The 22,419-nt window shown below is 59.2% G+C and carries 19 protein-coding genes; 6 read left to right on the forward strand and 13 right to left on the reverse strand.

Annotated elements, in window-relative coordinates; genetic code table 11:
- The first annotated feature begins 180 nt into the window (after positions 1–180).
- The 3 genes from dnaE to J7E24_RS09630 all read left to right on the forward strand — a co-directional run bounded on the left by dnaE (position 181) and on the right by J7E24_RS09630 (position 5,426).
- Entirely contained in the window at positions 181–3,864 is a 3,684-nt protein-coding gene (gene dnaE, locus J7E24_RS09620) for a DNA polymerase III subunit alpha (RefSeq protein ID WP_215137530.1), read from the forward strand.
- A gap of 312 nt (positions 3,865–4,176) precedes the next feature.
- Positions 4,177–4,557 carry a hypothetical protein gene (locus tag J7E24_RS09625; RefSeq protein ID WP_215137532.1) on the forward strand — a complete coding sequence of 127 codons (381 nt, stop codon included), beginning with the start codon at positions 4,177–4,179 and terminating at the stop codon, positions 4,555–4,557.
- A complete protein-coding gene (locus J7E24_RS09630; RefSeq protein ID WP_215137534.1) occupies positions 4,467–5,426 on the forward strand; it encodes a hypothetical protein in 960 nt (319 codons plus the stop codon). The genes J7E24_RS09625 and J7E24_RS09630 overlap by 91 nt, the downstream gene beginning before the upstream one ends.
- Positions 5,427–5,554: 128 nt before the next feature.
- Here J7E24_RS09630 and J7E24_RS09635 read toward each other — a convergent pair whose 3' ends face one another.
- Positions 5,555–6,403 (reverse strand): DUF2382 domain-containing protein, encoded by an 849-nt coding sequence (locus J7E24_RS09635; RefSeq protein ID WP_215137536.1) that lies wholly within the window; start codon positions 6,401–6,403, stop codon positions 5,555–5,557.
- Positions 6,404–6,443: 40 nt separating this feature from the next.
- Positions 6,444–6,920 carry a YsnF/AvaK domain-containing protein gene (locus J7E24_RS09640; RefSeq protein WP_215137538.1) on the reverse strand — a complete coding sequence of 159 codons (477 nt, stop codon included), beginning with the start codon at positions 6,918–6,920 and terminating at the stop codon, positions 6,444–6,446.
- A gap of 459 nt (positions 6,921–7,379) precedes the next feature.
- On the opposite strand from J7E24_RS09640, the gene trxA reads away from it, so the two are divergent.
- Entirely contained in the window at positions 7,380–7,709 is a 330-nt protein-coding gene (trxA, locus tag J7E24_RS09645) for a thioredoxin (RefSeq protein ID WP_092742274.1), read from the forward strand.
- Positions 7,710–7,806: 97 nt separating this feature from the next.
- Here the strand turns inward: trxA and J7E24_RS09650 are convergent, their stop codons facing one another.
- From J7E24_RS09650 to J7E24_RS09660, 3 genes are all read right to left on the reverse strand, one after another.
- The gene (locus J7E24_RS09650) at positions 7,807–8,772 is read right to left on the reverse strand and encodes an energy transducer TonB (protein ID WP_215137540.1); all 966 of its coding nucleotides are present in this window, start codon (positions 8,770–8,772) and stop codon (positions 7,807–7,809) included.
- A 162-nt stretch (positions 8,773–8,934) separates the two neighbouring features.
- Positions 8,935–9,420, reverse strand: a complete 486-nt coding sequence (locus tag J7E24_RS09655; protein ID WP_215137542.1) for an AsnC family transcriptional regulator — start codon at positions 9,418–9,420, stop codon at positions 8,935–8,937.
- A gap of 549 nt (positions 9,421–9,969) precedes the next feature.
- Positions 9,970–12,207, reverse strand: a complete 2,238-nt coding sequence (locus J7E24_RS09660) for a protein-disulfide reductase DsbD family protein (RefSeq protein ID WP_215137544.1) — start codon at positions 12,205–12,207, stop codon at positions 9,970–9,972.
- 206 nt (positions 12,208–12,413) lie between these two features.
- Between J7E24_RS09660 and J7E24_RS09665 the strand changes: the two genes are divergently transcribed.
- Entirely contained in the window at positions 12,414–13,745 is a 1,332-nt protein-coding gene (locus J7E24_RS09665) for a hemolysin family protein (RefSeq protein ID WP_251047131.1), read from the forward strand.
- A gap of 95 nt (positions 13,746–13,840) precedes the next feature.
- On the opposite strand, the gene J7E24_RS09670 is transcribed toward J7E24_RS09665, so the two are convergent.
- From J7E24_RS09670 to accD, 7 genes are all read right to left on the reverse strand, one after another.
- Complete coding sequence (locus J7E24_RS09670; RefSeq protein ID WP_215137546.1) at positions 13,841–14,383, reverse strand: gamma carbonic anhydrase family protein; 543 nt, start codon at positions 14,381–14,383, stop codon at positions 13,841–13,843.
- A 107-nt stretch (positions 14,384–14,490) separates the two neighbouring features.
- Positions 14,491–15,474: a radical SAM protein gene (locus J7E24_RS09675; protein WP_215137548.1), complete on the reverse strand. Its 984-nt coding sequence runs from the start codon at positions 15,472–15,474 to the stop codon at positions 14,491–14,493.
- A 136-nt stretch (positions 15,475–15,610) separates the two neighbouring features.
- Entirely contained in the window at positions 15,611–16,372 is a 762-nt protein-coding gene (locus J7E24_RS09680) for an endonuclease III domain-containing protein (protein ID WP_215137550.1), read from the reverse strand.
- Between the two features lie 109 nt (positions 16,373–16,481).
- On the reverse strand, positions 16,482–17,186 hold the full coding sequence (locus tag J7E24_RS09685) for an OmpA family protein (RefSeq protein WP_215137552.1): 705 nt from the start codon (positions 17,184–17,186) through the stop codon (positions 16,482–16,484).
- 200 nt (positions 17,187–17,386) lie between these two features.
- Positions 17,387–17,653 carry a YMGG-like glycine zipper-containing protein gene (locus J7E24_RS09690; RefSeq protein ID WP_215137554.1) on the reverse strand — a complete coding sequence of 89 codons (267 nt, stop codon included), beginning with the start codon at positions 17,651–17,653 and terminating at the stop codon, positions 17,387–17,389.
- A gap of 426 nt (positions 17,654–18,079) precedes the next feature.
- Entirely contained in the window at positions 18,080–18,790 is a 711-nt protein-coding gene (locus J7E24_RS09695) for an OmpA family protein (protein WP_251047132.1), read from the reverse strand.
- A 265-nt stretch (positions 18,791–19,055) separates the two neighbouring features.
- Positions 19,056–19,931: an acetyl-CoA carboxylase, carboxyltransferase subunit beta gene (gene accD, locus J7E24_RS09700; protein WP_215137555.1), complete on the reverse strand. Its 876-nt coding sequence runs from the start codon at positions 19,929–19,931 to the stop codon at positions 19,056–19,058.
- A gap of 223 nt (positions 19,932–20,154) precedes the next feature.
- On the opposite strand from accD, the gene J7E24_RS09705 reads away from it, so the two are divergent.
- The gene (locus J7E24_RS09705; RefSeq protein WP_317195632.1) at positions 20,155–21,162 is read left to right on the forward strand and encodes a flagellar motor protein MotB; all 1,008 of its coding nucleotides are present in this window, start codon (positions 20,155–20,157) and stop codon (positions 21,160–21,162) included.
- A gap of 72 nt (positions 21,163–21,234) precedes the next feature.
- On the opposite strand, the gene J7E24_RS09710 is transcribed toward J7E24_RS09705, so the two are convergent.
- The gene (locus J7E24_RS09710) at positions 21,235–22,374 is read right to left on the reverse strand and encodes a cystathionine gamma-synthase (protein ID WP_215137557.1); all 1,140 of its coding nucleotides are present in this window, start codon (positions 22,372–22,374) and stop codon (positions 21,235–21,237) included.
- Between the last annotated feature and the right edge of the window lie 45 nt (positions 22,375–22,419).

The following is a 22,419-nucleotide window of genomic DNA, read 5'->3' on the forward strand; positions in this document are numbered from 1 at the left end:
GCGTTACGCAGCGTGTAATAGTAGGCCCTTCATACCACATCCACCTGATTCGCTTGGTATCTTTACTACTTGATAGTACGCACTGGCTGGAGTTGCGCTTCGGAACAAGCCTTCCCGAATAGCCAGCCGAAAAAGTGCCTGACATCAGCTCCCCAGCAACTTTAGCACCCCCGTTTGCCCATGCCCGTTTTCTCGCACCTGCACTCGCACACCCAGTATTCGCTGCTCGATGGGCAGGCCTCCATTTCGGGCCTGATGAAAAAGGCCCAGGCCGACGGCATGCCGGCCGTGGCCCTCACCGACCACGGCAACATGTTCGGGGCATTCAACTTCGTGGCCGAGGCCAACAAGTACAACGTGAAGCCCATTGTGGGCTGCGAGTTCTACATGGTGGCCGACCGCCACAAAAAGGCGTTCAGTCGCGAAAAGGGCGAGCGGGACAAGCGTTACCACCAGCTGCTGCTGGCTAAAGACCAGGACGGCTACCACAACCTGAGCAAGCTCTGCTCGATGAGCTTTATCGAGGGCGTGTACAGCAAGTTCCCGCGCATCGATAAGGAGCTGCTGCTCAAGTACCACAAGGGCCTGATTGCCACCAGCTGCTGCATCGGCGCCGAGATTCCGCAGGCCATTCTGTTCGAGAGTGAGGCCAAGGCGGAGGAATTGCTGAAGTGGTGGATTGACGTATTCGAGGACGATTACTACATCGAGATTCAGCGCCACGGGCTGATGAACTTCGACGGCACCGGCAAAAGCCAGGAAGACGTGAACCAGGTGCTGCTGGGGCTGGCCAAAAAGTACAACGTCAAGGTTATCTGCACCAACGACTCGCACTACGTCGACCAGACCGACTTCGCGCCGCACGATATTCTGCTGTGCGTGAACACCGGCGAGGAGCACAGCATCCCGGTGGGCGACTTCCAGACCCAGTATTTCCGGTTGATTTCCCAGGACAACAAAGTCCTCTACGACCACCTCGACAACCTGCGGCCCCTGGCGGGCCAGGATGCCGCCGTGCGCCGCCAGCTCCAGCGCATCGATGAGGAGGCCCAGGCCCCGCGGCCCAAGTCGCGCTTCGGCTTCGCCAACGACCAGTTCTACTTCAAGAGCCAGGCCGAGATGAACGCGTTGTTCGCCGACGTGCCGGAAAGCGTGGACAACACGAACGAAATCGTGGACAAAATCACGCCGCCCAAGCTGCAGCGCGATATTCTGCTGCCCAACTTCCCCATTCCGGCCGAGCATGCCAACGCCGACGCTTTCCTTCGCCACCTCACCTACAAGGGCGCGTTCGAGGGCGACAAGCGCCGCTACTCCGAGCGCACGCCCGAAATTGAAGAGCGGCTCGACTACGAGCTGCGCGTGATTGAGACGATGGGCTTTGCCGGCTACTTCCTCATCACCCAGGATTTTATCAACCACGGCCGCAACAATGGCGTGGCCATCGGGCCGGGCCGGGGCTCGGCCGCCGGTTCGGCCGTGGCCTACTGCGTGGGCATCACCAACATCGACCCCATTAAGTACTCGCTGCTGTTCGAGCGTTTCCTGAATCCCGAGCGCGTGTCGATGCCCGATATCGACATCGACTTCGACGACGTGAACCGCCAGCGCGTGATTGACTACGTGGTGGACAAGTACGGCAAAACTCAGGTGGCCCAGATTATCACCTTCGGCACGATGGCCGCCAAAAGCAGCATCAAGGACGTGTCGCGGGTGATGGATTTGCCGCTGCCGGTGGCCAACGACCTCGTGAAAATGGTGCCCGACCAGGTGGGCACCACGCTCACCAAAGCCTTCGCCGAAAACCAGGAGCTCGACATGATTCGGCGCGACGACGCGCCTGATAACCTGCGGGGCCACATTCTGCGCCTCGCCACCCAGCTCGAAGGCTCGGTGCGCAACACCGGCATCCACGCCGCCGGCGTCATCATCGCCCCCGACGACATCACCAAGTACATTCCGGTTTCGACTTCCAAGGATTCGGACCTGCTCATCACCCAGTTCGACGGCAAGGTGATTGAGAGTGCCGGGATGCTGAAAATGGACTTCCTGGGCCTGAAGACGCTCACGATTATCGTGGACGCCATCAACCTGATTGAGAAAAACCACGGCATCAAAATCGACATCGACGAGATTCCGATTGACGACCTGAAAACCTACGAGCTCTACCAGCGCGGCGACACCATCGGCACGTTCCAGTTCGAGAGCGAGGGCATGCGCATGTACCTCAAGGACCTCAAGCCCACCAACATCGAGGACCTGATTGCCATGAACGCGCTGTACCGGCCGGGTCCGATGCAGTTCATCCCCAACTTCATCAACCGCAAGCATGGCCGCGAGGACGTGGACTACCCGCACGAGCTGCTGGAACCCATCCTGAACTACTCGCAGGGCATTATGGTGTACCAGGAGCAGATTATGCAGGCGGCCCAGATTCTGGCCGGCTACTCGCTGGGCGGCGCCGACTTGCTGCGCCGGGCGATGGGCAAAAAGGACATGAAGAAGATGGCCCAGGAGCGGGAGAAATTCTGCGAGGGCGCCAAAAACCTGCACGGCATTGCGGCCAAAAAGGCCAACGAGGTGTTCGACGTGATGGAGAAGTTCGCGGCCTACGGCTTCAACCGCTCCCACTCGGCCGCCTACTCGCTGGTGGCTTACCAGACCGGCTACCTCAAGGCCCACTACCCGGCCGAGTACATGGCCGCCGTGCTCACCAACAACATGGGCGATATTAAGAAGGTGACCTTCTTTATCGAGGAAGCCCGCAAGCAGAACGTGGCCGTGCTTGGGCCCGACGTCAACGAATCCATCCTCAAGTTCAACGTGAACAAGCAGGGCCAGATTCGCTTCGGTATGGCGGCCGTGAAGGGCGCAGGCGAGGCGGCGGTGGAGGAAATCGTGCAGGAGCGTGACCAGAACGGCCCTTATGGCGACATTTTCGACTTCTCGCGCCGCGTGAACCTGCGGGCCGTGAACAAGAAAACCTTCGAGAGTCTGGCCCAGGCCGGCGCCTTCGACTCGTTCGACCGTTACCACCGCCGCCAGTTTATGGAAGCGCCCGGCAACGACCAGAGCCTGATTGAGAAGGCCATGAAAGTGGGCCAGCAGCACCAGGCGGCCAAGGAGTCGGCGCAGCAAAGCCTGTTTGGTGGCGGCGGGGGCGAAATGGCCATTCCGATGCCCAAAATCCAGGATATGGAGCCCTGGAGCCCCACCGAGAAGCTACGCCGCGAAAAGGAAGTGGTCGGCTTCTACCTCTCGGGCCACCCGCTCGACGACTTCAAGCTGGAAATCGACTCGTACTGCACCTGTGGGCTGGATAAGATTGAAAGCTACAAGAACCGCGACATTACGGTGGCCGGGCTGATTTCCAACGTGCTGTTCAAAACCACCAAAACCGGCCAGCCCTTCGTCAGCTTCAACATCGAAGACTACGAATCCAGCCTCAACCTCGCGTTATTCCGCGACGACTACTCGAAGTTCTCGGCCCTGATAAACCCGCGCAACTACGACAAGGAGCAGGTGCCACCCATGTTCATCCGGGGCAAGTACGCCCAGCGCTTCCGCGACTCCGACCAGTTCGAGTTTAAAATTATGACGATGGAGCCGCTGTTCAACGTGGCCGAGAAGCTCTCCAACGGCGTGCGTGTGCAGCTGGATTTGCGCACCATCACCGAGCCGTTCATGGACCGTTTCATGGAAGCTGTGGAAGGCGCCGCCGGCTCGAAAAAGCTCGAAATCAAGTTCGCCGAGCCTCATGAACACCTAGCAGTGGACACCTACTCGCGCCGCTACCGCATCGAGCCCAAGGAGTTTATCCGCAAGATGCGCGAGATGGAAATCGAGGCCTGCCAGCTGATATAAACCCCTGATTTTATTGATTTTACGTTGATTAGGCTGATTTTTACTGCCGCTATAGCTCCGTGGAGTCGTAGCGGCGGCTCGCTTATCCTGCTACACGTTTCGAGATGTCGTCATTTTTCTGCCGCGGCCATCTGGCTTTGGCTTTTCTGGGGAGTATGCTGCTGGCTCCGACGGCCAAGGCACAGTATTATCTGGACCTGAGAAACCAGAAAATAATGCCCCTCCCGCACAGTGCACGTGGAGTAGGTGCTGGACGGGTGGCCAGCCAAGCCGGTCATTGGCCTGGTTTACCGGGGCCTGGGCAATAAGCCGATGGCAGTTATGTTCCGGCAGGAGCTGGAGACGGAGCTGACTGACTTTGTGCGCCAGCAGTTGCCAGCCCGGCCCACCGACCATGCCGTAGTGCTATGCCTGCGCCAGCTCCGGGTGGGCGAGCAGCTCAACGGCCTCACCGAAAATGCCAGCGCCGATATGGCGGCCGACGTGTACGAGCACCAGCCCGATGGTTACCATTTTGTGCGGAGCGTGGCAGCGCACACCGCCGCGCGGGCACTCGAAACCACTGCCCTGCACGCCAAACACATGGCGCTGCTGCTGCAAAAATGCCTGGAGCAACTTACTCCTCCGATTGGGCCGAACGCCCCACCGGCCCGGCCCTGGCGCTCGGCCAGCTACCCACCGACGTACCCATAGCCTCTGCCACCGCGGCGGCCGGAACCGCACCCGCGGTTTTGCGCGAGTTGCCCCGACCAGGCGTTTACCTCACTTTCGAGCAATTTCTGGCCAATACGCCCGCCCCCGATCTGCAGGCTTCCACCGATACGGTGACCTTCAGCTTTGGGCCTCCGCAAGCCCGGCTGCGCTGGCTCGGCGTGCCCCGGCTCCGCGTCAAAATCGTGAATGAGAAAAACCAGCACCAGCCCGCCAAACAGGTCTGGGGGTTTTCGGATGGCCGGCAGCTGTTCGTGCAGCACCAAAAGAACTTCTTTCCGCTCCACCGCCACCACAACTTCTTCACCTTCGTAGGCGAAGCGCCGCCCGATGTGGCTTACAGGCAGGCCCGGGCGCAGTCCTCCATGCAAGGGCAGTTAAAGGCCGGCCTGTTGGGTGCCGCCCTGGCACATACGCCGGGCGTCGACCACTCGGCTGAGCCGATGGGCTATGCCGTGGATATGCGCACCGGGGAGGCCGGCCAGTTTCCGAACCCGCTGCTGCCGGCCCCGGCGTGCACCGATACGGCCTATATATACATGTACCGCTACGCTGATATCTCGACGGCCCCGGTGGCTTTTTCCCTTGATAATCAGCCAATGGGGGCGCTCAGGCCTCAGCAATACCTGGAAATCCCCTGGCCCCAGCCAGACCAGATGCTGCGGCTGTGCCTGGAGCTGCCTGAGTTTCCGTGTCAGCTTGTTATTCCCAACCCCGGCGGGCTCAATTACCTGCGCATTACTGCCAACGCGGGCGCCGGCAAGCGGCCCAGCTGGGAGTGGGTGTCCGTGGAGCAGGGAGAGGCTGACTTGGATGCTATTGACCGTGAGCGAAATGCTGACGCACGCTGAATAGTGATGCAGGCTTGCCCCTCATACGACAGAAAGCCCCGCCCGAAAAATTCGGGCAGGGCTTTTTAGTCTGTCAGGCAAGCCAAGGGATGGAGGAAAAACCCAACTGTTCCTTGGATGTCCTACGGCTACTTCCGGTCGTTCGGGTTCTGGTTGCGCATGTCTTTGTTGCCAAGCTGCTCAACGTCTACTTCCGTTTTGCGCACCGTGTCGCGGATGGTTTCCTCGCGCTCGGTTACGTTTTTGCCCAGCGTTACTTCTTCTACCACACGGGCTTCTTTGCCCACTACGGCCCGCTCGGCGCGCTCGGTTACTTCCACTTCACCTTCTTTAAAGGCATTGAAGTCGGCTTCCGTGGCCGGACGGTTGACGGGCGTACGCTCCACATTTACGTGTTCCTCACGCAAACGCACACTGGCTTCTACCGGGCGCTCTACAATGCGGCTGCGCAGACGGGCACCACCGGTTTGCTCCACGCGCTTGCCTACCTGCAGGTTCTCCTCGATTACTTTGGCCGATACCTCGTTGTTGTCGGTATTAGTAGTATTGGCGTTAGTATTGCCACGCATAGCGTTGGCTGAAGCCGCACCTTGGTAGCCGGTCTGCTGGGCCTTCTCATCCACGTTGATGGCCCCGGCGTTATCCAGAATTTCGGCGGCTTTGTGGGCGTGGTCGGCGGTTTTACAGTGTACCGTTACCAGCGAGTGGCTGTTGCGGGCTACGTGCGAATAACGGCTGGCGTCATCATCGTCGCCAAAAAGGTTGCTGAAGAAGTTGCCAATGCTGTCGCCGGTACGGCTGGCAGCATCGCCTGCGGCTTCGGTAGAAGTACCGGTGCTGTTATAGTAATTGCTGCCCTCTTTCGAGTCGCGCGAAATGGTATCTACATCGTCGAGCGAAAAACCGGCCGTTTTAAGGGTTTGTGCGGCTTGACGGGCGTGGTCTGCATTATCGAAAATTCCTACTACAGTTTGCATGGTATTGGGTTATAGTTAGATTGAAAGAAAGGAAAGAAAATCAGGGTGTGTTGGGGGAGCTATCTGGTGTAAGCGCATCGCGTTCTATCTGGATTTGCTCTTGACGAAGCTGCACAGTGCTGGTGAATTCTTCTTCTACCACCCGCTTGCTGATGCGCAACTCTTCTACCAGTAAAACGCGTGTCACCACCACCTCACGCAGAACAGGTACAATCAGTACGTCGCCCTCCTGGCGGCTGCCGGGCAGCGGGGCATCATCGGCCACGAACTGATTGACGGGTACATGCTCGACCTGCACTTCATCGTGCTGGAGCGTTGCCTGCACGGGCTGCTCGACCTGCTGCACCGTTTTGCGGATGCGCAGCCGGCCACTCTCTACTACTTCGCGACTTATCAATGCCTGCTCTTCTATTACGGGCAGCACCATCGGCTGTCGGACGTCGGTATCAAGCCGAGCGTTAGTAGCCGAAAAACTGGTTTTATCGGCGGCGGGAGGCAGGTTGGTGTCGGAGGGCATATAGGGAGCAGGAAGCAAATCTTACTCTTCTATGTACGCTTCAAGGGCCCTTCCGTTATCAAATACCTCAACAGCAAGGAATAGATGGCGTCCCGGAATAGCACTATTTGCTGCCGGCCTTATAATATTCAACAACTTCTATAAAATTCATCAAAATGCTTATAAGCAATATTTTAAGCAAAATTTCGAGAATACCATCAGTCATTATTTTTATATATTATCTGGTTTAAATAAAATTATGACTCTACAGCCTTTTCTTCGGCTAGGGGTGCTTTGCCGGGTGCAGGCAAACGAAAGTGCGACCAGCCCAAAGAACGGGACAGAACCGGCCGTCCAAACCGGGCCGCCAAGCGAAACGAACTTTCCGGGCCGGGCCTTGTTGAATCACAATCTGCTACCTTGCGGGTCGAAAGCCCGTATAGCCGCGTAACATCTTTCACCCCAAACCCGACATTCATCATGGGACATAAAGCCATTGAGATTACCGACGCCAACTTCGACCAGATCATCAACTCCGATAAGCCTGTGCTTGTGGATTTCTGGGCCGAATGGTGCGGCCCCTGCCGTATGGTAGGCCCGGTGGTAGAAGAGCTGGCTGGCGAGTACGAAGGCAAAGCCATTATCGGCAAAGTCGACGTAGATGCCAACCCCCAGACTTCGGCCAAATTCGGCATCCGTAGCATTCCTACACTGCTCGTTTTCAAGAACGGGCAGGTGGTAGACAAGCAGGTAGGCGCCGTACCCAAGCACGTATTGGCCCAGAAGCTCGACGCCCAGGTAACGGCTTAGTTTAGCCCAGTTCAGTAAGCAAGGAAGCCTCCGTGCTGCCGGCCTCAATGGTCAGGTAGCACGGAGGCTTCTTTATAGGATATGGTATACCAGTCGCTTAGTCGGTGGCTTCGGGGGCAGCGGCGCGGGCCTCGGAGGGTGGCGTTTGGGGCGGCTTCAGGCCCGAAGCCAGCGAAAACCCTGGTCCGAAGTAGATGGGAATGGTAAAAGTCATGGCCGTGGGCAGGTTGTATTCGCGGCCGGGTTCAAAGCGCGGCAGGGCGGCTACCACCCGCAACGCCTCACGGTCGGCTTCGGCAGCCAAACCCTGCGTTATCCGCACTTGGCCTACGTGCCCATCCTCGCCCACGGTGTAGCTAACCAGCACATTGCCCACAATGCCCTTGCGGCGTACCTCGCGCGGGTACGTGGTGTTTTGGGCCACAAAGCTGAGCAGGGCCGCCTCGCCCCCCAGAAAGCGCGGTAGCTTGCGCACCTGCACCGGCTGCATGTAGGGCGAGCCGTCTTTGTTGAAAAAAGCCAGCGCCAGCGGCCTACCCTGGCGGTCGGGCATTTCAATAGCGCTCAGCTCGCCCGTATCGTAGTAGTAGCGCCACTCGCCTACCGGCCGGCCGGTGTTGTAGTGGCCTTCCGAGCGTTTCTGGCCGTTGCGGTGCACCGAAAGCCAGCGGCCCACCCGCTGCCCCTGCACATAATCGCCCCGCTGGCTAACGCGGCCATCCTCGTACCAGCCCACATACAGGCCATTGGCTTCATCGTCGCGGTACTGCACCTGGGCGGCGCGGCTGCCTCCCGGATGGTACCAGGTGAGGAGGCCGTTGCGCACCGGCGGGTCGATGGACGAAAGAGTGCCTTTCAGCAGCAGTTCGCCCAACAGGGAGAATTCGCGCATGACGTGGGTACCCAGCAACTCATTACGGCGCTCCACCACCCGGTAATGGGTGGCGCTGTCGGGTACAGTCGGCCGGCCTTGGCTGTCGAGGTAAACGGCCGGCAGGCTTTGCCCGTGGCTTAGCCGCACCGCACCTGCGGCCACAAGGAGAAAAACGTAGCGTATTCTCATAAGCAGCCAGGGTAAAGCACTAGTTACTGGCTACTAAATATAGATTAGCTACCATAAAATGGCAACTAATAGCGCATTTTTCTCCTTATAACCCTATTTCAGCTTATCCTAGTCTACTTGCAGGTCTGGCCACTGCTACCCTTAGCAGTGGCAGACCGGTTATTAATCGTTGTCCTCCTTTATCTCGGGCAACTGAATGGGCCGGTTGAAAGCCTCTTCGAGCGAGATGAGCGTTTCGGTGCGCTCAATACCATCAATAAGCTGAATCTGGCCGTGTAGCACCTCGCGCAGATGGTTGGTGTCGCGGCAAATCAGGCGGGCGAAGATGCCGTAGGCACCGGTGGTAAAGTCGATGCTGACGACTTCCGGAATTTCACGCAGGGCCTTCACTACTCCCTCATACACCGAGCTTTTCTGCAGATAGATGCCCAGAAAAGCGCGCACTCCGAAGCCCAGCTTCTCGTAATCTATCTTGAGGGTTGCGCCCTGCACGATACCCAACTCCTCCAGGCGGGCCATACGCACATGCACCGTTCCACCCGATACATGCACCTTGCGGGCAATTTCCGTGTAGGGAGTCTTGGCGTCGTCAATAAGCAAGGCCAGAATCTTGCGGTCGGTGTCGTCAAGTTCGTAATTACGTGCCATTGTTTTAAACTTTGATTATGTATATTTCAACCAAACGTACTTTTATTTAAAAATAGTATAAATTTTTATTCATTATATCTTACTATATTTCATCTTATCAATGCGTTTTATACATTTGTCACAATCTACTGCAAAAGGCACAGGACTGTAGCGGTATGGTAGAATGCTGAGATTGATGGACGAATACTCCCTCTCGGAGCAGGAATCTGATAAATAATGATTCCAGTTGCCAACTACATTACCTATTGCGTGGAGGTGTAACTCCTTTTTTATAAAGCACTAACGATTTGGTGGGGTTAAGTGGGAAGGGAATACCGGAACGTATCTGGGTGGGTACGTTCTGAATTGAGAGGCGGCATCTGGGTGGGTGCCGCCTTCTTTTTTTCATTTTTGCTATTTTCCTGCCTCCTGAGCCTCTTTTTAGGGAATGTGGTACCCTAATACCGAAACTTGCCGCAAAGGTCGGCTATTTTAGCCGCAAATCCATTCAGGTTTATGAATAAAAGCTCCCGACATAGTGTCGGGAGCTTTTCTTATCTGGTGCCACTGTTAGCGGTTGGCCAGCCGCTGGCGGTATCGGGCCAGGCCCTCATCTAAAAACCGAACGAAAGCCGCCGCATCGGGCTCGTAGCCGAGGGGCGGGGCCAGTACGCCGGTCTGGTTGGCCGGCCCGTTGGGGTCGAGCAGCACGTAGTAGGGTTGGGCGTTTACATTGAAACCCGTCACCTGCAGATCGGCGTTTTTCTTGCCGATAGTGCTTTTTAGCTTGCCATCGTAGGTTGAAGTGTATGCCTCCTGGGCGGGCAGGTCGGTTTTATCATCGACGTACAGCGCCACTACCACAAAATCCTCGCGCAGGCGTTTCAGCACCTGCGGGTCGCTCCAGACGGTGGCTTCCATTTTGCGGCAGTTTACGCAGGCGTGGCCGGTGAAATCGATGAACAGCGGCTTGTTTTGGGCCTGGGCGCAACGGCGGGCCTGCTCCAGATCGAAGTAGCCGGGCAGGCCGTGGGGCAGCTCCAGAAAGTCGCCGTAACGGGGCGGCTCGCAGCCAGCCACGGGCACGGCCTCCACGGCGCTGCTTTGCGCTGTACCCACGGTGGCTACCATAAAGTCGGTGCGGCTTTGCGGGGGCAGGTAGCCGGCCAGCAGCGGCAGCGGCGCGCCAAACAGGCCGGGCACCAGGTAAGTCATGAAGCTGAAAGCCAGCACGGCCATCAGCAGCCGGCCCACGCTCAGGTGCGCCAGGTCGGAATCGTGGGAGAGCTTGAAGCGACCCAGCAGGTAAAGGCCCAGCAGACCCGAAAGGGCAATCCAAAGCACTAAGTACACGTCGCGCGGCAGCAGGTCCCAGTGGTAGGCTAGGTCGGCCATGCTCAGGAACTTGAGAGCCAGCATCAGCTCCACGAAGCCCAGCGTTACTTTCACCGTATTCAGCCAGCCACCCGAGCGGGGCAGGCCTTTCAGCCAGGTTGGGAAGATGGCAAATAGCGTGAAGGGCAGCGCGAAGGCCAATGAGAAGCCCAGCATACCCACCACCGGGGCCACCCGCTCGCCGCGGGCCGCCAGGCCCAGAATGGTGGCCACAATGGGCCCGGTGCAGGAAAACGACACCAGCACCAGCGTGAGAGCCATGAAGAACACGCCCGCCCAGCCGCCTTTGTCGGCCTGGGCATCAATCTTGTTCACCATGCTGTGGGGCAGCGTGATTTCAAACAACCCCAGAAACGAGAGGCCGAACACCACGAATACGGCGAAGAAAATCAGGTTGGGCAGCCAGTGCGTAGCAATCAGGTTGGGGCCGTCTTCGCCCAGCAGCGCCGACACGACGACGCCAATCAGCACGTAGATGACGATGATGCTGAGCCCGTAGATGGCGGCCTTGAAAATGCCCCGCTGCCGGCTGTCGGAGCCGCTGGTAAAGAACGAAACCGTCATCGGAATAAGCGGAAACACGCAGGGCGTGAGCAGCGCCCCCAGGCCGAACACGAAGGCCGCGAAGGCAAAGCCCCATAACCCACCCGCCGACTCGACGGCCGTGGTGGTTACCGTGGCCACGCTGGCCGCCGGCGCACCCACCTCACCCGATACAACCGCAACGCTGCCATCGGCAGCGGCCAGGGTATCGAGCGAAGGGGCGGTGGCGGGCACAGGGGCAGTACTGCCGGGAGCAGCGGGATTAGCGGCGGTAGTAGCAGTAGTGGCAGCGTTGCCGGGAGCCACAGCGCCGGGGCCAGATGGGGCCACCCCGGTAGCGGCTGCGTTGGGGGCCGGCGTGGCAGCCGCAGCCGGGGCGACGGCACTGCCCGTTACTTCCAGCGGGCCGAAACTCAGGCTGGCCTCGCCCGGAATGCAGCGTCCGTCGACATCGGTGCAGGTTTGGAACTCGGCCTCGGCGCGCACCGTGAGCGGGCCGGGCTGCAGCACCCGGATGCGCTGGCGAATCTGGCCCGTTTTATCGAAGTACGTGACGTCGCCCTTGAATACGTTGTCGTAGTGCTTGGTTTCGCCTACCGACTTGGGCGGGCCCACCAGCTCGTAGGCCGGGCTTTTAGCAAACGTGAGGGTGAAAACCGTGGGGCCCAGGTCGGGGTCGAAGTTGGTAGCGTACAGGTGCCAGGTGGCTTCCATACGGGCATTGATGATGAGCTCTACCTGCTCGCCTACTTTGGCAGTGGGCTGGCTGAGGGTAGTGGTGAGCTTGGTAGGCTGTAGTACCTGCGCCTGCATGCCCAGGGGCAGCAGCAGCGCCAGCAGTAGCAGGGAAAACCGGAGAATCGTGAGCATAATAGAAGCAGGGAGTAAGCGGAACGACAGCAAAGGTCGGCAGAAACCGCAACAGCTACCCGGCAACTAGGTTTACCTTGGTCAGCGGCCGGCCACAGCGCTGCCAGCATCCGGAATTCCGGTTCTTAGCCCAACCCCTTAGAGCGAATGTCGTACTTTCGCAGTATAAAGGATGGCCGGGCCGGTTGAGCCTGCTATCCGCAACTATGGGCTTAAACATTTTATTGACTATCCTGCTGGTTGCCGCCAACGGATTTTTTGTGGCTGCCGAATTTGCCTTCGTCAAGGTTCGCATCTCGCAGATTGAGTTAAAAGCGCAGAGCGGTAACCGCATCGCGCAGCTGCTGCTGGGCATGCTGCACGAAATGAACCACTACCTCTCGGCCTGCCAGCTCGGCATTACCCTGGCTTCACTGGCCCTGGGCTGGATCGGGGAAAGCGTGGTAGCCGAGATTATCATGGCCATTATCGCGCAGTTCGGCATCGTGCTTTCTGATACGGTAGTCCACCAAATATCCATCGTTACCTCGTTTTCGCTGATTACGATACTGCACATCGTGCTCGGCGAGCAGGCCCCCAAGGTGCTGGCAATTCAGAAGCCCGAAAGCACCAGCCTGGCCATTGCCATCCCGCTACGGGCTTTTGCGTTTATTGCTTTCCCTTTCATCTGGATTCTCGACCGGATGTCGAACGTTGTGTTGCGCCTGTTTGGGGTAGCTTCGTCGCACGGTTCGGAGGTGCACACCAGCGAAGAGCTACGGATGCTGCTTGACCAAAGCAAGCAGAGCGGCGAGATTCAGGAATCGGAGCACGAGCTGCTCGAGAATGTGTTCGAGTTCAACGACCGGATGGTGAAGCAGATTATGGTGCCCCGCACCAAGCTGGTGGCCCTGGAAATCAATACGCCCGAAGATGCGGTGCTGGAAATGGTGTACACCGAAGGCTACTCGCGTATTCCGGTGTACGAACTCAACATCGACAACATCGTGGGGGTACTTTATGTGAAGGACCTGCTCCAGATTATCCGGCGGCACGAGCCGCTGGAGCTGGCCAAAATTATCCGGCCGGCTTACTTCGTGCCCGAAACCAAAAAAATCAACCGGCTGCTGCGCCAGTTCCAGCGCAAGCACATGCACATGGCCATTGTCAGCGACGAGTTCGGCGGCGTATCCGGCATCGTCACGATTGAAGACATCATGGAGGAGCTGGTAGGCGAAATCCAGGACGAGTACGACAACGAGGTGCCGGTGGTCGAGAAGGTATCGGAAACCGAATACCGCGTAAATACCGCCACGCCCATCCCCGACGCCAACGAGCACCTGCCCTACCCCCTCCCCGAGGGCGACGACTACGAAACCGTGGGCGGCCTGCTCAACGTGCTCTACGGCAACATTCCGGAGGTAGGCGATGTGGCCACGCTTGACAACTACGAGTTCCGGGTGCTCAAACGCTCGCGCCGCGCCGTCGAGCTGGTGCAGCTACGGGTACTCAATGGCCAGGAAGAAGAAGCGGAAGCCAGCGAAATGCCACACCTGTAGCGGCCGGCCCCGCAGGCCTTAAACCATAATAGCCAAAAGCGCCTCCCTGGTTCGGGGAGGCGCTTTTGGTTGGGGCTCATGGAGGAAATTTGGCTCTAGTCAGCCTGCTTTTCGGGATGAGCGCCTTCCTGCTGAAACCAGCTGGCGTACAGTACATAGTTGTCGGCCGTTTGAAGCAGGCCGGCGCGCTGCTGCTCCGTAACGGGCTTTATGCGGCGGGCCGGCACCCCGGCATACAGGTAGCCCGGCTCGCAGTGCATGTTTTCCAGCACTACGGCCCCGGCCGCAATAATGCAGCCGGCCCCCACCACGGCGTGGTCCATTACAATGGCGCCCATACCAATCAGCACGTCATCCTCTACGGTGCAGCCGTGCACAATGGCGCGGTGGCCGATGCTTACGCGCGAGCCAACCGTCGTGGCTGCCTTCAGGTAGGTACAGTGCAGCACCGCCCCGTCCTGAATGTTGGTCTGGTCGCCGATGCGGATGGCGTTTACGTCGCCGCGCACCACGGCCCCAAACCACACGGTGCAGGCGCGGCCCATTGTTACGTCGCCCACAATGGTGGCATTATCGGCCACGAAGCAGTCGGGACCAAGCTGCGGGTTTTTTCCCTGAACGGGCAGAAGGAGCGGCATGTGGTAAGTAGTGGGATAGTGAGTGATGAGGTGGACAAGAACGTATCAGCATGCTTCAACTCCCCTCTGCTACGTACGCTCAGCATGACACGCTGTTTTTCAGTTTCTCAGCGTGTCAGCATCCGTTTCCAGGTGCCTTTGTCCCAGTTGTATTTGAGAGTGCTGGGCAGCGCCTGCCAGAAGTACTTGCTGGTTTCAACGGCGAAGCTGGGTTGCATGTAGCAGTTGATGGTGCAGCCCTCGCAGGCGGGCAGGCGGCCTTCGAGGGCGGCCAGCTGCTGTACTTCAGCCGAGTTGTAAAGGTCGAACAGGCGGCCTTCGATGGGAAATTTCTTTTCGCCGAGATGGTAGCAGGGCAGCACCAACTCGTTGGAGGGCGACACGACCAGCGTGGTGCTGGCGGCCCGGCACACCGGGTCGGCCACGTGGTTGCCCCCATCGCGCCGCAGCTGAATAAACGCTTCGTTAAGGTATACGCCCTTGCGCTTGCCAAAGGCCGAAAGGTAGTCGAGTTCCTCAGCGGTAAGCTGCTCGCCGGTTTCCACGTCGCCGTACTCAAAGGCCGGATTGAGGATGAGCACTAGCTTATTGGGCTGCGTAATCTGTTCGTACACCCGCTCCAGGTCGGCCAGGTTTTGGCGGAATACGGTGAATAGCACATCGGGCCGCTCGCCCAGCTCGCGGGCCACCCGGATGCTTTCGAGCACGAAATCGAAGCAGGCCACGCCCCGGCCCCGGTCGTGCACCTCCTTCTCGCTGGAATCGAGCGAGAAATGCAGCATGTCTACCTTGCCGCGTAGCCGCTCGGCGTATTTGGGGTAGAGCAGGCAGTTGGTCGTCAGCGTCGTGATGAAGCCCATGTCGTGGGCCAGCCCCACGAACTCATGAATCTGGCGGTGCAGCAGCGGCTCGCCGCCCGTAAAGTCCACCACCGACACGCCCAGCCGCTTCAAGTCGCGCAGGTTCTGGGTTACGTCGTCGAGCGTGATATAAGGGGAAGGCTTCTCCCAGATGTCACAGAACGAGCATTTGGCGTTGCACCGGTAGGTAACATAGTAATTGCACAGAACCGGATGACGAACGAGGCGCATATTTTGGGAGCTGCAAGCTTGTTGTGAGCTACAAGCTTCAAGCCGCAAGCTACAAGCTTTTGTTCTGGAGCTCAGACCTACAAGTAACGGACTTTATGAACTTACTTGAAGCTTGAAGCTTGTGGCTTGAAGCTTTTCAGTGCTGCAGCTCGCCCCAGGCCAGGTCCCAGCGGGCGGGCGTGGCGGCCAGCACCTCGGGCGTCGCCGGGCCGTAGTGTTCGAGGTAGTAGTTGCAGAAGCCCTTGAGCGGGCAGCGGGCGCAGTCGGGCTTGGCATAGAAGCACACCTTTTGGCCGTGCCAGTAGTTGTGCTTGTGGAAGTTGAGTAGCACCAGCGCATCGGCTGGCAGCTGGGCCAGCAGCAGCTGGTGAGCCTTATCGGCCGAGGCCTTGGGCGGAATCAGGCCCACGCGCTGGGCAATGCGGTGCACGTGCGTATCGACGGGCAACACGGGCTTGTGGAAGTTGAAGAGCAGCACCAGCGAAGCCGTTTTCAGGCCGATACCAGGCATGTCGTGCAGCCACTGCATGGCCCTGTCGGTGGGCCACTCAGCCAAGAAATCCAGCGCGAACTCGCCTCGTTCGGCCTTTATGCGGCGCAGAATTTCCTGGATACGCGGCGCCTGGGTGTCGGGCCATCGGGTAGTACGGATGGCATGGGCCAGCTCCCGGGTCGGGGCCGCCTCCACCCCGGCCCAGTCGCCGAAGGTTTCCAGCATCCGGTCGTAAGCCAGCTCCTCGTCGGCGTGGGTGGTGCGGTGCGACAGAACCGTTGAAATCAGCTCGCGCATGGGCGAGCGGCGGGGCTTATCGAGCGTCAGGGGCGGGAAGAAGCGCTGGAGTTCCGCATAGTTCTGCAGGGTTTTCTCGGCGGCGGAAGCGGTGTAGGCAATGGGCATAGGCGGTTGTACCGCCGGGCCCGGCGGCAGGTTGCACCCACCGGGCCACAAAAAAGCAGGAGCCTCCCCGAAAGGAAGCCCCTGCTTTTCAAAAGCCCAAAAACCTGGACTAGATAGTGCCCTTCTCAGCGGCCTTCTTCAACTTTTCGTTGGCGAAAATGGCCACCTCTACCCGGCGGTTGGCCACCCGGCCGGCTTCGGTCGAGTTGTCGGCTACCGGCTGTTTCGAGCCGTAGCCGGTTACCGTGAAGCGCGAAGCATCTACGCCCTGCTGCTGGGTGTAGTTGGCCACGGCCTGAGCCCGGCGCTGCGAAAGCGGGTTGTTCACGGCGTCGGAGCCGCTGGTGTCGGTGTGGCCTTCCACAATTACGTTGGTGTCGCCGTACTTCACGAGCGTTTTGGCCAGTTCCTGGATGTTGTTCTGGGCCGCAGCTGTCAGGCCAGCCGAGTTTTTGGCGAACAGCAGGCCTGAGTCGAAAGTAATTTTGATACCCTCGCCTACCCGCTCGACGGTGGCACCGGCCATTTCGCGCTGCAGTTCGGCCGCCTGCTTGTCCATGCGGCGGCCAATGAGGGCACCCCCGGCTCCGCCCACGGCAGCCCCGATAATGGCGCCCTTGGCCGTGCCCGACTTACCACCAATCACGCGGCCCAGAATTGCGCCGCCGGCAGCACCACCCAGGCCGCCAATTACCCCGCCTTTGGCGGTTTTACTCCAGGGTTTTTTCTCTTTAGTGGTTTGAGCCTCGGCGAAATTGCCGCCCAGCAGCAACACGGCCAGCAGCAGCACAAACAGGGAGCGAAGATTGGTCATCGGAAAATAGAAATGAGAGGAAGTTGAAAAAAACGGATCAGCCAGCTGGCTACTTGCCGGCAAAGCTACCCGCCGAAGTTCGCTTTACAACCACCCTGCCAGAAACAACCCGGGCCCACTCGCTGGTAGCGAATGGGCCCGGGCATCAACCTGCTACGTTTTCAAAAACAGTAACAGCTAGGCTGAACACAAGGGGGTGCCTACAGGTTCGGGGTGTTGGCCTCGCGGGCCCGGCGGCGCTCATCTTTGCGCTTCTGCTTCTCGTTGCCGATAACGGCCCCGGCACCGGCACCCACAGCGCCACCAATTATAGCGCCTTTGGTGCCGCCAATTACGGCACCGGCGGCCGCACCGCTGCCACCCCCAATTATAGCGCCTTTGCCCGTGTCGTTGGCATTACGGTAAGTCGAGCAGCTCATCATCAGGGCGGCAATCAGCAGCATAAAGGTCCAGCGTATCATTTTCATGGTTGGTCGGTTTTAGTAAAACGAAAAATCGGCAGCGCTGGCAGACTCCGGGCGGATATACCCAGGCACAGCAGCGAGCCAATGAACCCTTTAACGGCGCTGGTTAAACCCAGGTTGGTAGTTTCCGGTAAGCACAGCAGCACGTGTTGCACTTTCCGCCGCTCTTTTTTTCGTGGCCGGACACCTTTCCTAAACCATGAGCCGGGTATTACAGAACTCACGCAATGAAAACTACCCACCTCCAAAGCCCTGCGCTGTTAGCGGCAGGAATAGCAGATTTCTAAGCCGCAATTTTTCATCTCGGGCGGGCACCGCGGGGGTAGTTTCCAGCTACAGCTTCTAAATAGTAGGCACAGGCACAAAAAAAGCCCCCTCACCGAGGGGGCTTTTCTTAGCAGATTCGGGCAGCACGTGCCCAACCTATAGTTACAGGGTACCGTTTTCGGCAGCCTTCTTCATCTTCTCGTTGGCGAAGATGGCAATTTCAACGCGGCGGTTAGCCTGCTTACCGGCTTCGGTCGTGTTGTCGGCAATAGGCTGGCTCGAACCGTAGCCCTGCGTCGTAACGCGGCTGGCATCTACGCCCTGGCTAACAGTGTAGTTGGCTACAGCCTGAGCCCGGCGCTGCGAAAGTGGGTTGTTGATGGCATCCGAACCCGAAGCATCGGTGTGGCCTTCCACAATCACGTTGGTGTCGGGGTACTTCTTCAGCGTTTCGGCCATCTTCTGGATTTCGGTCATCGAAGCGGCGCGCAGGTCGCTCTTGTTGGTATCGAACAGAATGCCCGAATCGAAGGTAATCTTGATGCCTTCGCCTACGCGCTCTACTTTAGCGTTAGCCATGTCGCGCTGCAACTCTTCCGCCTGCTTGTCCATTTTGCGGCCGATCAGGGCACCGCCCGTACCGCCTACAGCAGCACCGATAATGGCACCGGCAGCCGTACCGCTCTTGCCACCAATTACGCGGCCCAATACGCCACCCACAATGGCGCCGCCACCAGCGCCGAGCAGGCCACCTTTAGCCGTTTTGCTCATGCCGGTTTTGCGGGGGCCTGTGCCGTTGGTATCAGCCTCCGGGATGTTGGGGTTGCGGGGTTGCGAAGTGGCGCAGGAGCTGATGAACAGCACGAAAGCCATCAGAAGAGTAAAAAGGGAGGTGCGGGAAGTCATAAAATTCAATAGATTGGTGAAAGAAAGAGCCAGTTTACCTGGTCAGAGGTACTTACTAGGTTTGAGAAAAAAAGTTCGGCAAATATAGGCGCTTATCTATACATGAGCTCCGGTAGCGAACTGCCTAAACAGCCGGAAGCCCGCCCGAAGCGCCTGCAGCGCATCTGGCGGGCTTCTTTCCAAAAAGCTTGCCGAAAATTAAGCCTAGGGGCCGCAATACCAATCGGGCCGCTTAAGCGGGCTCAGCCTCAGCGCCTTTGCCAGCCTGCAGCATAGAAAGCAGCGTGTGCAGCCGCGTCTTCAGCTCCTTGCGGTCAATGATAAAGTCGAGGAAGCCGTGCTCAAGCACAAACTCGGCACTCTGGAAGCCTTTGGGCAAATCTTTACCAATGGTTTCTTTGATAACGCGCGGTCCGGCAAAGCCGATAAGCGCACCGGGTTCGGCAATATTGAAGTCGCCGAGCATGGCGAACGAAGCCGTAACGCCGCCCGTGGTGGGGTCGGTGAGCAACGAGATATACGGCAGGCCAGCTTCGGAAAGCATTGCCAGCCGGGCCGAAGTTTTGGCCATCTGCATCAGCGAGAAGCCGGCTTCCATCATGCGGGCACCGCCCGAGCGCGAAATCATCAGGAAGGGCAGGCGGTGCTCGCGGGCATAGTCGATGGCGCGGGCAATCTTCTCGCCTACTACCGAGCCCATCGAGCCACCGATAAACTTGAAATCCATGGCGGCCACTACCAGGCCCAGACCGTTGAGTTGGCCGTGGGCGGTGCGCACGGCGTCGCGCAGGCCGGTGCTTTTCTCGGTGGCCTTCAGGCGCTGCGGGTAGGCTTTGGTGTCAACGAAGTGCAGCGGGTCAGCCGAGTGCATCGTAGCGTCGAGCTCCTCAAATTGGCCACCATCGAAGAGGAAGCTGAAGTACTCGGCGGCCTCCAGCCGGTCGTGGTAGCCGCAGTTGCCGCAGGTGGAGAGCAGGCGTTTGTGCTCTACCATGGTGGCCACCGTTTTGCACTCGGGGCACTTGTACCAGAGGCCGTCGGGCGTTTCCTTTTTCTGGTCGGTGGGCGTTACGATGCCTTTTTCTTTGCGATTAAACCAGGACGACATAACTAACGGAAAGGCGTGGATTCAGAAGGAAGTACAGGCCCGTGCCGGCCGGACGGGCGCAGGTTGGGGGGTGCAAGTTACGGCGGAATCCAGAAGCGCGAAACGCCGGGGCAAAGTACGCTTAGCCGCCGGTCTGGGGCCAAAGCGGCGGGCGGGCTGTATCTTGCCGGAAGCCGGCCGCAAGCCGGCCGCGTTTTCCTTCGGCTTTCTAGTTGCTTTCGTAGTGAAGAACTCTATCCCCTCCGCCCTGGCAATGGGCGCCCTACTCGCCTCTTTGGCCCTGCCTGGCTGCGTAGCTTCCAAGAAGTACGACGATTTGCGGGCCCGTCAGTCGGCTACCGAGCAGGCCAAAACCGAGGCCGAGCGCCAGAATCGCCAGAATGTGGCCGAGCTGAAAAAGGCCTCCGACGAGCTTACCCGCCTGCGGCTACAAAACCGCCGCCTCACCGACGACTCGACCGAAACCGGCCGCAACCTGGCCCGTACCCGCCAGCTCTACGATCAGCTCACCGACAGCTACGACCGGCTGCTGAAGAACTCGGACCGGACGCTGGCCAACAAAACCACCGACTACAACAAGGTGGCCCAGGACCTGGCCCGCCGCGAGGCCGAGCTGGGCGAGCTGGACCAGAGCCTCAAGAAAAGCCGCGCCGACATCGACCGCCTCAACCAGGACCTGACGGCCCGCGAAGCCAAGCTGGGCGAGCTGCAAAAGGCGCTGGCCGAGAAAGACCGGGCCGTGGACGCCCTCAAGGCCAGCGTGAGCAACGCCCTGCGCGGTTTTAAGGGCACCGAGCTGCAGGTGGAAATGCGCAACGGCAAGGTGTACGTGTCGCTTTCCGAGCAGCTGCTGTTCAAAACCGGCTCGACCAAAGTAGATCCTAAAGGGCAGGATGCGTTGCGCCAACTGGCCACCGTGCTCCAGCAGCAGCCCGACGTGAACGTGGTGGTGGAAGGCCATACCGACAACGTGCCTTTCAGCCGGGCTGTGGGCGCCATGACCGATAACTGGGACCTGAGCGTGCTGCGGGCCACCGAAATTGCCCGCCTGCTCACCACCGGCGGCGTAGCACCCGAGCGCGTAACGGCCTCGGGCCGCTCGCAGTACGTGCCCGTGGCCCCCAACACCTCTCCCGAAAGCAAGGCTCTCAACCGCCGCACCGAAATCATCCTCACGCCCAAGCTCAACGAACTGTTCAAAATCCTCGACTCCAACTCGGCAGGAAAGTAGTGGCAGAGTGTAGCCGCTGCCCCGCATGCCACAAAACGGCGTAGCTGGTCACCTAAGCAGCCCACCAGCAGATTAGCCGATGGCCTGCTTGAGGTCGGCCAGCAGGTCGTCGATGTCCTCAATGCCCACGCTCAGGCGGATGAGCGAATCGGACAGGCCCGCCTTGCGGCGCTGCTCGGCCGGGATGCTGGCGTGCGTCATGCTGGCGGGGTGGCCTGAAAGGCTCTCGACGCCGCCCAGACTTTCGGCCAACGTGAAGAGCTCGAATTTTTCGAGCACCGCAACGGCATCGGCCTGCTTATCGCCTTTGAGCACAAACGACACCATACCACCGAAGTCACGCATCTGCCGGGCAGCTACGGCGCGGTTGGGGTGGGTTGAGAGGCCGGGCCAATACACCTTCTCTACTTTCGGGTGCTGCTGCAGGTACTCGGCTACCTGGCGGCCGTTTTCGCAGTGGCGCTGCATGCGTACGTGCAGGGTTTTCAGGCCGCGCAGCACCAGGAAACAGTCCTGGGGGCCGGGCGTGCCGCCGCAGGAGTTCTGGTAGAACGCCAGCTTTTCGTTCAGCTCGGTGTCGTTCACAACCAGCGCGCCCATCACCGTATCGGAGTGGCCGCCCATGTACTTGGTGAGCGAGTACACCACGATATCGGCCCCCAGATCGAGCGGGTTCTGCAGGTACGGCGTCGAGAAAGTATTATCAACGGCCAGCAGGGCGCCGGCCTTTTTGGCCACGGCCGCAGCGGCTTCGATATCGATGACGTTGAGCAGCGGGTTGCTGGGCGTTTCCACCCAAATCAGCTTTGTGCGCTCGGTTACGGCCGCCTCCACAGCGGCCATGTCGTGCATGGGCACAAAGTGGAAGTTGATGCCGTAGGGCGCATACACCTTCGTGAAGAGCCGGTAGGAGCCGCCGTACAGGTCGTCGGTGCAGATAACTTCGTCGCCGGGCTGCAGCAGCTTCACCACGCAGTCGATGGCAGCCATACCCGAGGCAAACGCCAGGCCGTGCTGGCCGTTGTCGAGGGCGGCCAGCGCATCCTGCAGCTGGGTGCGGGTGGGGTTGTGGGTGCGCGAGTATTCGAAGCCCTTGTGCTGGCCGGGCGAAGTCTGAACGTAGGTAGAAGTCTGGTAGATGGGCGTCATGATGGCCCCGGTGGCGGGGTCGGGATGCACGCCGGCGTGAATAGCTTTGGTTCCGAATTTCATGCAGCAGAGAGCGGTAACAGGTGAAAAATCAGTTGCCCGGCAAAG

It is taken from the genome of Hymenobacter sp. ISL-91, assembly GCF_018613725.1.
Taxonomy (GTDB): Bacteria; Bacteroidota; Bacteroidia; order Cytophagales; family Hymenobacteraceae; genus Hymenobacter.